We start from the raw sequence: 13,328 nt of genomic DNA on the forward strand, positions 1-13,328 counted from the left end.
AAGTTGGCGCCGGAGCATGTGGTCTGATGACGTCGAACGAACCAGCAGCATCCTGCCAGTCCAGCGGCTGCGGTTGCCAGGGCAATCCAAGGTTCGACGGCGTCGATCCGCGCTACAAGCGCGTGCTCTTCCGCAAGCCCGGACCGGTTTCGACGTTAATAACGATGACGAGCTTCGCTTCGCCGAACCGCTCCCCGCTTTGATGCAGTTTCCGCAGCTCTTCGAACCGCTTCAGCGCACTTTCGATATCACCGAACTGAAGCGGCTTCTGCCTCGTCTTGATCTGTACGTAAGTGCGGACCAAAGACCCAATCACTTCGATGTCCTCGTCACGCTCAACGAGCATCGTCGTTCCGTCCTCGCGCACGCACGTCAAAAGGCAGGCGACGCCATAAAGGTGCTGGTAAAGAAAACCTCTATGGACCGCCTCGATGCGGATGACCTGCGCCGGATCATGAGGCGCGCCAAAATCAGGATCTCTCTTCAGGTTGTTCATTTACGCGCCTTCTCCGACACCGTGATTCGCATGACGGAAAGTCTAACACTGCCGACCGTCACACCACCGCTTGGCCTGCGCCTCGCGCTCCACGTGAAGAAATAATTAAGATCCAAAAATATTGTTTACAAAATTCGTATTGAACTCAGCAACCGCGGTAGTACGGTAGCAACATTGCAACGTGTACGGAGTGATTCGGCCCATGCCCCAAACTATTGCGTTCGTCTCGCAGACCGGCAATGTCATGAAGACAACCATTGCCACCGCCATGGGCATCACGCTTGCTGCCGCAGGTCTCAAAGTCCTCGCCGTCGATTTTGATAGCGAACACCGCGACCGCGGCGCCTCCATCGCCACCTGGCTCGAGGAACGCCGCGCCAGGCACCCCGATCGTCCGCAACTCGAAGTCCTGACGCCTCGCACAGCCCAGGAAGGCCTCGATGGCATCAACCGGGCGGATATCGACATCGCCCTGCTCGATTGCCCGTCACGCGCGACGCAAGCATCCTTCTTGCTCGCCGCCGGCGCCGATTTTACGATTCTGCCACAACCGCCCGGCGCGAAAGACGCAATACTGACACTGTCCACCCTTCATCAAATGATCGCTGCCGGCATCCAACCAGAGCGCCTCGCCGTGATACTGGCTCGCACGGGCTCTGACGCGGAAGCGGCCGACTACATCAATTGGCTACATAGCGCCAATGTTGGGCCCATCAACATCATCAGTCAGCATATCCCCGAGCGGCCCTCCTATCGCAATGCCTTGGCCCGCCACCTCGCCATCACCGAAGCCCAGCCGGTGAGTGTTCGCGTACAGGCCCGGCGGGCTATCGATGCGTTGATTGAAGCTTTTGATTACGCGACCACCCGAACCGATATCCGCCCCCCTGCCCACTATCTACAAGGAGCTGCCTAATGGAGGAAACACCCGCCGCACGTCTCGCCGCCCGTAAATCAAATCGTCCATTGCCACCACTTATCGTTCCACAAGAGGGCAAACCCGCACTCGAGATCGGCAAACGACGCCACGCCGGCACGCACTCCGTCGAACGGCCACGCTCGCTCAATACACCCATCACCAACCGTCACTTCGAACTGATTGATAAAATCACGCAGCATTTCAGAGCCAAGCATGGCCGCAATGGATGGAAGATGAATCGCACAATCGAACTCGCCGTCGAAGAACTTGCCCGCAAACTTGATCTCCTCACGTGAATGCCACGCCGTCATCGCCGCCATCCTGCTATCAAGCCATCACTGTAGTTAGCTACTCTGCTACCTCGTTTGGCCACTCCATCATCCGCGCCAGCTCGGACTGATTTCCTCTCGCTTTAAAATCGACGCAACGACGGGTAATTTGACCTGTGGTGCGTTATTTGTGAGTGGTCGCCACCACCCTAGCCGACGGCATGCCGTGCTCATGTCAGGTCAAATTTCAGGTATGGGGAGTTCTGCGAGTACGCTACGTTGCTACCATGCTACATTGCTAGGCCACTATGCTGCTACCCTGCTATTGCGCGATCAGGTGACCCTACGCCTTGACCGCTCCAGATCCGAGGCATGCGATGCCTCCGGGTTGGCACATCATTTAGAAACGAGTTTCATCCCTCGAACCGGCCATCAATTCGGCGACATGGCAGGCTACAGCGCTACAGCGCTAGCCTACCACTACAATAGCGCCATGGCACGATACCGGCGTTGTACGATAGCGGGCTGGCAGGATAGCTCGATGGCACAGTAGCGCGATGGCATGATAGCTTTCACGTCAACTCGCAGACGATACCCCAACAGGTTCTCTCGTTGCCTCGCCTCTCAACCACCAAACCACGAAACTATCGCGCCACGTTGCCATCACGCCACATTCACGGCACTGTCAGACTCTCGCGAAATAGCAGGCCACAACACCATCATGCTGCTGCGCTATCGTGCTACTTCGCGTTCGTCTGGAGAGGGTAGCCATCCACCTCCATGAGTTTGGAAAAGGCGGCCTTTGCCGGCGGCCATCCGGACCAGCTCAGCGTCAAGCCCGCCTGCGCCCACCGTCAAACAACGAGTGCATGGACAAAGCCGCTTCGACTTGACACTTAAACGGAATTTTAAGTTACGATTGCGCCAGAAACAGAGCTTCGGCCGTCATCACTCGACACGACCGGAGAACGTCGCAGCCACGTGCGCCCGGCAGACTTTGCATCAGGGCGGCGTATTGCCCTTGTAGACACTTTTCACCCAGGCAACGAAACGCGCATCCTCATCGAATGCGGTTTCGAGGTTATGCGCGCGCGCAATGTATTGCTGTTCGATGGCACCGATGTCCCAACGTGGCGCCCAAACCTTGGCTCGCTCAATGGCATCAGAAGAAATCAAGATCTTTCTCTCACCGGACGTCGTCGCCTTCACCGGCTGCGGCGAAGGGCCGGAAGCGAGGGCAGGGGAGGTGGCATCTTTTTTTGCCGACTTCGTTGGCCGCTTGGTGAAAAGCACCATGTTGTTTCGTTCCAGCGTCACCTCGTAGTCAGGCAGAACGTCGTTGCCTTCGAGCTCGCGAATGTAGGAAATAAAATGCTTGTTGGCCTGCGACGAGCCGCATTTCTTTTTGAGCAGCTCAAGACCGATCTTCCAGTTCTCCTGATAACCGCAATGTTTGCAGACAATTTCATAAATCTGGCGATGGATGGCCTTGCGAATGTTGAAATACTTCATGTTCATCGTCAAAACATCTTTGCCCTCGATGGCGTTGAGGAGCCACTTGGGCAAAACCAATTCCAAATAATCAGAGCGCTTTGCGCCGTTTTTCCGGCGCGGATATTTATAGCTTTCAATCAAACCGAAATTGGTCACCTCATCCACGACACCTCCCGTCGGAATGTTTGTTTTGACGCGGGTGCCCGCCAACCGATCAACCGCAGCCTCAAGCCGATCATAGCCATCGCCGCTTGGATCCCGGTTGGTGAACTTCATGAGATCGTGGACCATGATACGAATGGTCTGCCCAATCGCCTCCATGTTGTTCTGACGTCGGATCAAATTCGAGATCGCGTAATACCAGATATCCTTATCGAAAATCGTCGCGAAACCTTCGGGACCGGCGCGTAACTCGATATAGTAATCCCCATGCTCATACCGCTCGAGCTTCTCCTTGTCGCCCTTGCGCGATGACAGCTTGAAGATCGGATGTTCGAGCGACGCGACATCGGAGCGCAAAAGCGAAACGTCGGATTTGAGCGACACGTCAAAAAGATTGTCGAGGACGAAGAAATCACCAACCGGGTGGCGATCAGGAAGAAGAAGTCGATTGCGCATATCCACGAAGATTAGAAATCATCCATTCACATCGCAAGCGATTCGTTGCACGGATTGATCCGCCAACGATTTCTGTTATTCCAAATGGTCGCTATCCGGCTCCGTGTTTTTTTCCTTTTCATTTTTTTATTCAAAAACTCCCTGAGTTAAATAAGTTAGACTCAAGTTAAACAAGTTAAGCGACCGAATCCCTTGATAAGGTATTGACGCGACGCGACGATTTTTTCGTTTCGGTCGGTGAAACACCGAATTTTCGTCGGTGAAACACCGAATATAAGGTCGGCGAAACACCGTATTTCAGTCGGCGATACCCAACGCCGGTCGGCGAAACACCGAATAGCCTGTTCTCACTACGGTCGGCGAAACACCGAGGAGAGGTTCCAAAAGTGCCGCTCAACGAAAATATTTCAGTAAAATAAATATGTTATCGGAAATTGGTTGGCGAAACACCGAATCCGAAAACCAAAAAGCCCTAGGCCTTATGCGCGCCAATTGAATCCTGATATATCAATGATTTATACCCATTGGGTCGGCGAAACAACGAAGAGGCCCTGACGATCCCCCTTGGTTGCCATCGCCCCAGAGTCGGCGAAACACCGAAGTGACCGAACACCAACATAATTCAAATCAAAGGCTTACACGCAAATCGTCGGCGAAACACCGAGTGGTCGGCGAAACACCGAATCGGCACCTCAACATTACAGGTAGGAATCACTAGCTGATCAATCCGAGCTCAGCGAAACTGAAACATTTCATCGTCTGCCATCGCGATCTGTATTGTTATAGACCAATGCGTTGGTTTGAAATGGTCGGCGAAACACCGAAGAGGTTCACTATGAACCATCGACACTCGCTCAACTCCACATCGTTTCAAAACAAACCCAGATAATGAAATAGCCAGATTCCACCCGCGATAATCACGAGGACCATAAACCCATCAGCAAATGCGGTCGGTAGAGCGTTATGCTGCACATGCGATGACTCCGGCGGCACAAAATCTTCGACCTCGCCCTTGTTGAGCGGCCAGCAATACTGATGATCACAGTTATCGTCTGCGAGCTTGCGCGCTTTGGCGAACGCCTTATCCAATTCAAGAACCAGATGATTGATCTCAACCGGGGAGGCTTCGGCGCAGTTGATATAAATTGGGTGATCGCCCAGAAAATCAGCAAGGATAACCCTCGCCCCATCATCCAACAGGTCCCCGGCTAGCTTCATTTTTGACTTCAATCTCTGCATTAACGCCAACTCTGCCTGCGACTTGAAAAGCCTTTCGGCAAGATCCTGTTTGAAGCCAGCCAAACTCTGGAACGGCTTGGCCTCGACATAACCGCCGCGCCGCTTCGTCCCCGTCGCGACAAAATAAAGTTTCCGGTCTCCGTCTCGTTTTATCCGACACTCGACCCGGGCTTCGCCGAATGCTTCCGGGGAATGCGCACCCCTTTTTTCGACCCACCTCACAATCGGAAAACCGGCGGGGTCATAAGTAATCGTCAGGCTTTCAATCATCAGCGCGATCCATATTTTGGATCGGGGTCATAAAGTAGTCGTCCGGTCTCATCCTTGAACAACAGATCCGAGTGATAACGAAAGCGTTCGACCACTGCCGGATTCTCTTCAACATTAAACACCAGCAACCGACCCTTGCTGCGTCGGAACAGCAGTCGGAGTTCATGATGCGCGAGCAGGGGTACCGGCCGGCGTTCATCCTCGGATCGGCGCTGACCACTCGAAATTTCGGTGCCAGCCTGCGGGCGCACGCCGCGTTCCTGAATCATCGTCTGACCAAGATACCCGGAAAGAACATCAAGCGTTTCTTTGTCGCTGACGCTGAAAGCCGTCACCACGCCGGCGTTGGCAACGAAGGTCTGCCACGATGACCTATAATGACGCTGTAGCTGTCCGAGATTTTGCACGATCGGCCAAAGCTTGACGCCGTATCCGGCCATCAATCCCGCCGCCGTTTCAATTGCCTCCATGTAACCGAGTGTCGGAAATTCATCTAAAACGAACAAGACCGGGAACTCGGCATCGTGCTTGTCACGCTCCATGACATTGAGCGCCAGAAGGATCATCAAACGCAGCCAGCGCGTATGCGTCGCCATTCGTGACGCGGGAAGACAGAGATAAATTGTCATATTGGTGCGCTTCAGATCGCCAATATCGAAATTGGCCTCCGTCAACATCCGCTCCATCACCGGACTTTCAAGCCATTGCGTTTGTGTGCGGGCCGACGACAGAACCGAGCCTCGCTCATTGTCACCCATCGCCTCCAGCTGATGCGCAACGCCCTTCGGGATGTAGCTGTACCGTGTATGGTCCTGACTGAGAAGAATCCGCATCAGGCCGCCCTGAGCGGTTAGTTCATGTGCTTCCGCCTCCGTGGTCACCGCCGGATCGGTCAACATCAAAAGCTTGCGCACGGTCACCAAGTTCTTCCGGTCCGCAAAACGTGGATCCGTGACCACGATCAGGATCAGAGCGCGCAGCAGCGCCTGCGCCGATTCCGTCCAATGCCGCTCGCCCTTTTCAGGATGCATAATGAGCGCATCGGCAAACATCGCGATGTCTTCAATCAACAGCTCTGAATTTGGATCCAGACCCTGCAACGGATTGAAACTATGCGTCGGCAGACCGCTTTCACCAAACGGATCGAGCACATACACCTTCTGGTTCAAACCTTCGGCACCGCTGCTTGGACCGGTGCCGCGGCGCCTCGCCGTGCGGGCCGCGTTCTCCCCCTTAGGGTCGACCACCACCGCCGAACCCTTGTAATGGATAAGATTGGGTATGATGAGCGACACACCTTTGCCCGCTCGAGAGCCCGCAATTGTCAGCAAATGCCGATTGTCCGCGCAACCGATCAACCGTCCACCGCGATACCCGAGTGTCACGCCGCCGTCAGGCTCCCACACACCGTCGCGCATTTCATCGGGCGACAGCCACCAGGATGACACGGCCCGCTCAAGTGCACTGTTGGCTGGCGGAGCCATGTAACCCCTCGGTATCTCGGCCCGCAATTCCGCTTCAAACCCAGGTGTGCCGAACTTTTGCAGTGAAACGATTTCTGTCATATTTCAACCCGCGGCTCTCCGCGGTCCCTCGCTGCGCCACGTCAACGTTCGTCCGTGAATGCATCGCAAGTCCGCCGCGGTTTCACGGCGCAAACACTGCGCAAATAAATTTGGAGGATCCGAAACGCTTGCTTCCCCGCAAAGCGCCGGAAGTGGATATGAAAGTTGTGGCCTGCCACATTCTGCAAAGATGAATGACACAACGCGACTGCACCCATTCCCATATCACGGCAAACTCGGCGCTACCGCAAGACCCTCTAACAAAATTCCCAAACCTTCCGATACACAGACGCCGTCGATAGTAAGTAAAGTGAACCGGCTACCACAAGCGCGCGCATGGAGCGGCAACGATGGGACGAGAGATTGGCCAAGACAGCGATCAACCACACGACGAAAAGCTCGCCGCCAAACTTGAACAATTGACCGACCGACAACGCCAAACGTTCGATCACGCAATTTACGTCGTCTACGAGGACAAACCGGCACCGAGCCGCTTCCAACATGCCATCGCCGACGAGCTGCTTAAAAACCACATGCCTGCGCTGGAAGAAATCCAGCTTGGGCACATCAAGAAACAGGAGCAAGAGCGAATTCAAGAGGAAGGGAAACAACGGCGCAACAACGACGCCTATAGGAATGATGAACCTTCGCGGCCCCCCAATAGCGGAACGATGGACCAATTCATCCCGCATGCTGCAGAAGACGAGATGGCCAACAAAAAGTCACCCGACGCTGAACTACCGCAGCCGCCACGCGAGCAGATCGCCGTCCAAGCACACTCGGAGGTTCAACAGTCTACAAAAAACCAAACATTGCCCGAAGCCGAACCAACCGGCACACGAAACGATCGACATACGCCCCAGGACAACGATTTCGGCAACCTCATCCTTTACCCGGACCACGAGCAGCCGATGCCTGGCCGCTATGACGAGCTGAGGCAACTCGGTCAGCCTGAACAGGCTAAACCAACCCACACCCAAGCGATCGCAGAACCCGAGCATAAGCCAGCGGCCATCACGCAATCGGAACTACACATCGATGCCGCGAAAGGCGATCAGGAAATTCGCCAAAAACTGACGCCAGAAGCGCTCGATACGATGATGGCCCACTATGATCAGCTGGCGCATCGCTACGACATCTATACCGACGACGCCCAGGCCAAAAAACAAGACGAACTCGACGTTAAACACGGCGTATCGCGCAACACCGACGGCAAAGCCCAGCAAGAGGCCAACCTTAATGAAAGGCAGTATGACCCGGCCGAGCATTTGCGTCTCGCCGAACAAGTCCACGTCACTGCCGGTTACTACGCGGTCCGACTTGAACTCATAGATCCAGCCGAATCGGCCCGCTGCCAACAAGACAGCCAACAGGCCAACAAACTTGCCTTACTTATCCATGCGGACCTTGCCGCCGCGCGCGAGGACGTTAATCCCCAGAAGCTCGTCGAACGGCAAAACCAAGACGCAAAATCCAAAGTTCGTGAAGCTGCCAGCAACGGGCAAGGGCTCACCGATGCCGAAAAGGCCTCGGCATCGCCGGAAGCAAAAAACCAACTCGACGGCCGAGACAAATCCGACAAAGAACGCGGTTCTGAGAAACTATCGAAAGTCGATGAAGCCCTACTTGCCTCCATGCGCAAAGATGCTGGCAAAGACACTGGGCGAGGCGGCGGGGGCCGAGGACGTTAGAACTTTCCATCACAACCCATTATTGGACGCCGTCGCGTCGAAATGCGTTACCGAAAAAAGGTAGCCTATTCGAGGTTGGTGAAAACAACGCTGTCCTTCCCATTTTCCAAGATAATCTGTATACTGATCAAAACCTCAGCGCAGTTCTGAACGGCCCGCCTGTTTTACAATGGCGCAATTCAGCGAGCTAGATATCGCGAAGGGGAGGGGCGTTCCGCCGCAACCAAGAGAGCGGGACAATAGATCGAATTCAAACGGAGGAGCTTTACATGAATTGGCGGCAACCCATCGACACCCATTACAATCCACTTAGTGCCAGGACGTTTCAAAACGAAGTGCGCAAACGCTTCGCTCGGCTGGCGGCCTGCATCGGTTGGACTATGCAGGACTACGATCTGTACACGAAGCCGAGCAAAGGCTCCGACCATATTTACCTGCACCACGACAACTATTACCTCGCCCTCTACCCAGACGTGGGCGTCCTGGCGTTTCACACCTGCCGTTCGCGAAGAGACCATCACGGTCGCCCTGTGGCGCTCATGCGCTTAGATTTCCTCGATGATATTCCCAACCTCGCAAGCAAGATCCACGGAGCAATCACTCTCCGCCGGTTCACCGGCGAAATGCGTCCGGTAACGTTTGCGCTAACGCGAGAGTCGTAGGGTGGAGTGGCGCTACCCTATCAAAGACCGTACCGACCTCGAATACAAAGCGCGTTACCACAGCGAAGTGAAGCAACGTCTGACTCAATTTGCGACTGCGCTTGGGTTCAAGGATCAAGACTATGATCTTCGTTCCATCAAAGGCTACGATGACAGCTCGGGCCTGATCTTTCTCACCCACGACGAGCTTTATGTTTCCGTCGGCCAAGACGCCTTTGCCGGATGGGAAATCAAGATCTACTTCAGCGAGCGTCGCGGTGACCGAAGTCCCACACCACGGCTCGAACTGCCGATCGAGCTCCTCGACAACATTCCTCTGCTGGTCCTGATCGCAAACGATCATTTGAATCACAAACGAAATCTGAAAGCGCTGCAGGCGAGTGGTCCGTTGCCATCGTAGTGCACCGTTTTCGCACCGTCCACATGGCGTCTTCGGGTTAGACGCCGGCACTTTTCCCACCAGCATTTCCCAATCGACCATGGCACCTGTTGTCTGCTGCCCATTCGTTTCGATGAACGCGAATGAGGGCGAGGAGGGGAGCGACGGCTGAGCGCCTCTGAAAAAGAGCGAGCGCTTCGTCCAGTTCCTTTTTTCGGAGCCTTACCATGCCAAACGATCTTTACGCCGAGATCACCGACAAGCTCGTCGCCCTGATGGAAGCCGACCCGCAAAATCCGCAGCTGCCCTGGCGCCGATCGGGAATTCCACTCACCATTCCCGCCAACGCCACCACCCATCAACCCTACAACGGCATCAACATCCTGAGCCTTTGGATGGCGGGCGAACAGCATGGCTTCACCACCCCCCTCTGGGCCACATACCGCCAATGGGCAGCCGCTGGCGCGCACGTACGGCGCGGCGAAAAAGCTTCGCTCGTCATTTTCTATAAAGAATATGAAACCAACCCTAATCCAGACGACACCGATGACAACGGCAAGCGCCGCGTTGCGCGCGCCAGCCACGTCTTCAACGCAGCTCAAGTCGACGGCTTCGAAGTGCCGGCACCCACGGATAAGCTCAATCCCATAGATCGCATTGCCGCCGTCGAGACGTTCATCGCCAACACCGGCGCCACCATCCGCATATCGGGCGATCGCGCCTATTATCGCCCCTCAACGGATGAGATCGTCATGCCTGAAGAACATCTGTTCACGGGCACCGACACGATGACGCGTAGCCAAGCCTTCTATGCAGTGGAATTGCACGAAGGTATTCATTGGTCCGGCGCATTAACGCGCCTCAACCGACAATTCGGCAAACGCTTCGGCGACGACGCCTATGCCTTCGAGGAACTCGTCGCTGAACTCGGTGCATCGTTTCTTTGCGCCGAACTGCAAATCACGCAGGCTGCGCGTCCCGATCACGCGCACTACCTTGCCAACTGGCTTCACGTTCTGAAGAACGACAAACGGGCGCTCTTTCACGCTGCAGCAAAAGCGGCCGAAGCCGTCACCTATCTCAAGTCACTGCAGAAACAACCGGGCCTGTTGGCCGCTGAATAAGCCACGCGGCTGTCCTTATCTGATGAAAGGATCGACAACTCGTTTACGAGCGCGCGTGCAGCGTTCGTTTCCCAAACCAAACACATTTCGGAGACACATCTCTTGTTCTAAGAAAGACCCTCGATGCCCAACACAGCCGCCGACGTCGCCCGCCAGCTTGCCGCCAACGCGGAAGCCTTTTGTCGATATTATCTAAGCCGCGGAAAGCGCCGGGGCCGCTATTGGCATATTGGCGATGTTCACAACACGCCGGGGCAAAGTCTGTTCGTCCGCCTCTATGGAGAGGAATCCGGGCCTGGAGCCGCCGGTAAATGGACGGATACGGCCACGGGTGAGTTCGGCGATCTGCTCGACGTCATCGCGCTGCAAAAAGGCCACCAACACCTTCGCGAAACACTGCGCGAGGCATTTGAATTCCTTCAGGCACCTTACCGGCCAGTTCCGTTGCAGCCACGTGAGACACGATCCGAGCAAGCGCCACGCCGGCTTTTTCGCGCATCGCGCCCCATTCAAGGAACACTCGGCCAGCGCTATCTACAATCTCGCGGCGTCACCATGTCGATTTCTCCGGCCGCAGTCCGCTACCATCCGCGGTGCTATTTTCGCGACGATGACAAGGCGCAACTTCAATTATGGCCGGCCTTGATCGCCGCCGTCACTGATCTTGATGGCCGCATCTCTGGCGTGCATCGCACCTACCTCGCCCTCGACGGATCCGGCAAGGCACCCTTCAACGAACCGCGCCGCGCCATGGGCAATCTCTACGGCAACGGCGTCCGCCTCGGTAAAGTCGACGACGTCGTGGTCATTGCCGAAGGGCTTGAAACAACTCTTTCGACCGTGGCACTGATGCCGCGTCTTCCCGCAGTTGCAGCGCTATCGACCTCGCAACTTTTTCTGTTCAGACTTCCGCCCGGTCTGAAACGCATCTACATCGCCGCAGATAATGACGCCGCCGGTGACATGGCGGCGACGCGACTTGAGAAGCGCGCATCGGATGCCGGCATAGAGTGCTTGCGTCTTTGCTCCGAGCTAAAAGATTGGAACGACGATCTTCGCCACTTGGACTATAGCCGCGTCCGATCACATATTTTATCGCAACTTACCGACGAAGATCGGCAGCGCTTCGCCGCGTAAGGTCCTAGGGCGTCCAGCGAAACACATGACCTACAACCCCGCTGAAAACACGGTCCAGGAAAATCCTGACTTTGCAAACCGAGCAAACGTCCCGCCATTCAAAGGCGGCGGGTCGTCGGATGTTGAACAAAGTTGCGAGACAGAGACGGCTGAAATCTAACCGGGCACGCGGAAGTCCGGCTGGGCCGATCTTTGCCGATTTGCGTTGTGAATAGGTCGACGCGAGGATGGCCACGCGCGGTTCGGCATCGACTGCCGCCGTATTTACCGTGTGATGAGACAAGGTTCGCCACGACAGACCAGCCCCGGCTTCAAACACAACCACCGCGACGGGCGGGCTTTCCATAAGTGTACGCCCGGCCGCGCCGCGCGCTGAGGCGCGCCCTCGGGGAACGCAAGCGAAAAATGCGAAGGTCGTTTCGCATTTTTAGCTTGCCGTTCGGCGCCAGAGGTCCGGGCGCGGAAGGGATGGAAAGGCCCGCGGTGGTCGCGGCGCTTGTCCGTTCTTATTCCGGAGGTTCTTATGTCTATCGTCCCAAAAATTTCCCGCACCCGCAGCAACACCGCCGTCGTCATCGAGCAGCTCGAGCTCTACGGTTATCACCCGGGCCAGGACGAACCCGATCCCCGCCCTCTGCCTGAAACCGAAACCCTCGACACATTGATCGCTGGGCTTTTCGACTCGCTTGCCGAACCGCTCAGCGATACGCGCCTTGAACCCGATCTTCCCGATCTGCTTTGGTCGCTGACCGATCTCTTCCATCGCAAAGCGGCCCGCGTGCAACGCCAGCTCGACGCCAACGAAACGCGGCAGAAGGACTGCCAGGCTGAACAGGACGGTTCCGAGGTCCGCTCGACTGATCTCGAACGACTGATCAGCGAGGGTCACACGCTGATCGAACGCCGCAACGTCTACGAATTCCTGCGTGACCGTGCGGGCGAGCATTTCGAATCCCACACCGGATCCGCCTGGCGCCCGCGCACCGGCTCACTCGTCAATCACCGCAACCTGACGGCCGCCATGATCGACAGCCGCGATTTCATCGCCGCGAAACGATCCGCCGAACGCGACGTGTTGATCCCGACCGGCACCAAGATCCTCTTCGCCGCCGGTGTCGAGTGCAACGATCATCAGGCCATATGGGGTATACTCGACAAGGCTCTCGCCAAACATCCCGACATGGTCCTCGTCCATGGCGGTACGCCGCGTGGCGGCGAACGAATCGCGGCCTGCTGGGCCGACAATCGCAACGTCACGCAGATCGCGTTCAAGCCGGATTGGACCCGAGACGGCAAAGCCGCTCCGTTCATCCGCAACGACCGCATGCTCGAGCTCGTACCGAAAGCCGCCATCGTCTTTCCCGGTTCCGGCATCACCAACAATCTCGCCGACAAGACCAAGAAATTCGGCATCCGCCTGGTCGATTGCCGCAAGCCGCCGGCGGGCTGACCCCGGCTGCGCAGA

The 13,328-nt window shown here is 56.1% G+C and carries 12 protein-coding genes; 7 read left to right on the forward strand and 5 right to left on the reverse strand.

Features of this window, described 5'->3' with window-relative positions:
- Positions 1–112: 112 nt before the first annotated feature.
- Positions 113–496 (reverse strand): dsDNA nuclease domain-containing protein, encoded by a 384-nt coding sequence (locus tag WC811_RS14385; protein WP_372645805.1) that lies wholly within the window; start codon positions 494–496, stop codon positions 113–115.
- A 202-nt stretch (positions 497–698) separates the two neighbouring features.
- On the opposite strand from WC811_RS14385, the gene WC811_RS14390 reads away from it, so the two are divergent.
- Entirely contained in the window at positions 699–1,412 is a 714-nt protein-coding gene (locus WC811_RS14390; protein ID WP_372646729.1) for a ParA family protein, read from the forward strand.
- A gap of 38 nt (positions 1,413–1,450) precedes the next feature.
- On the opposite strand, the gene WC811_RS14395 is transcribed toward WC811_RS14390, so the two are convergent.
- The 4 genes from WC811_RS14395 to WC811_RS14410 all read right to left on the reverse strand — a co-directional run bounded on the left by WC811_RS14395 (position 1,451) and on the right by WC811_RS14410 (position 6,870).
- Entirely contained in the window at positions 1,451–1,735 is a 285-nt protein-coding gene (locus WC811_RS14395) for a hypothetical protein (RefSeq protein ID WP_372645807.1), read from the reverse strand.
- Positions 1,736–2,686: 951 nt separating this feature from the next.
- On the reverse strand, positions 2,687–3,796 hold the full coding sequence (locus tag WC811_RS14400) for a replication initiator protein A (protein ID WP_372645810.1): 1,110 nt from the start codon (positions 3,794–3,796) through the stop codon (positions 2,687–2,689).
- An 870-nt stretch (positions 3,797–4,666) separates the two neighbouring features.
- Positions 4,667–5,305 (reverse strand): hypothetical protein, encoded by a 639-nt coding sequence (locus WC811_RS14405; protein WP_372645812.1) that lies wholly within the window; start codon positions 5,303–5,305, stop codon positions 4,667–4,669.
- Positions 5,305–6,870, reverse strand: coding sequence for a type IV secretory system conjugative DNA transfer family protein (locus WC811_RS14410; protein ID WP_372645814.1), 1,566 nt, complete (start codon positions 6,868–6,870; stop codon positions 5,305–5,307). Before WC811_RS14410 ends, WC811_RS14405 begins: the two co-directional genes overlap by 1 nt.
- A 533-nt stretch (positions 6,871–7,403) precedes the next feature.
- On the opposite strand from WC811_RS14410, the gene WC811_RS14415 reads away from it, so the two are divergent.
- From WC811_RS14415 to WC811_RS14440, 6 genes are all read left to right on the forward strand, one after another.
- The gene (locus tag WC811_RS14415; RefSeq protein ID WP_372645816.1) at positions 7,404–8,561 is read left to right on the forward strand and encodes a hypothetical protein; all 1,158 of its coding nucleotides are present in this window, start codon (positions 7,404–7,406) and stop codon (positions 8,559–8,561) included.
- Between the two features lie 269 nt (positions 8,562–8,830).
- A complete protein-coding gene (locus WC811_RS14420; RefSeq protein WP_372645818.1) occupies positions 8,831–9,223 on the forward strand; it encodes a hypothetical protein in 393 nt (130 codons plus the stop codon).
- Position 9,224: 1 nt separating this feature from the next.
- Complete coding sequence (locus tag WC811_RS14425; RefSeq protein ID WP_372645820.1) at positions 9,225–9,623, forward strand: hypothetical protein; 399 nt, start codon at positions 9,225–9,227, stop codon at positions 9,621–9,623.
- 206 nt (positions 9,624–9,829) lie between these two features.
- On the forward strand, positions 9,830–10,726 hold the full coding sequence (locus WC811_RS14430; RefSeq protein ID WP_372645824.1) for an ArdC family protein: 897 nt from the start codon (positions 9,830–9,832) through the stop codon (positions 10,724–10,726).
- 123 nt (positions 10,727–10,849) lie between these two features.
- A complete protein-coding gene (locus WC811_RS14435) occupies positions 10,850–11,863 on the forward strand; it encodes a toprim domain-containing protein (RefSeq protein WP_372645826.1) in 1,014 nt (337 codons plus the stop codon).
- A 523-nt stretch (positions 11,864–12,386) separates the two neighbouring features.
- The gene (locus WC811_RS14440; RefSeq protein ID WP_372645830.1) at positions 12,387–13,313 is read left to right on the forward strand and encodes a DUF2493 domain-containing protein; all 927 of its coding nucleotides are present in this window, start codon (positions 12,387–12,389) and stop codon (positions 13,311–13,313) included.
- Positions 13,314–13,328 lie beyond the last annotated feature (15 nt).

The sequence above is a fragment of the Hyphomicrobium sp. genome (assembly GCF_041659645.1).
In the GTDB taxonomy this organism is placed as follows: domain Bacteria; phylum Pseudomonadota; class Alphaproteobacteria; order Rhizobiales; family Hyphomicrobiaceae; genus Hyphomicrobium_B.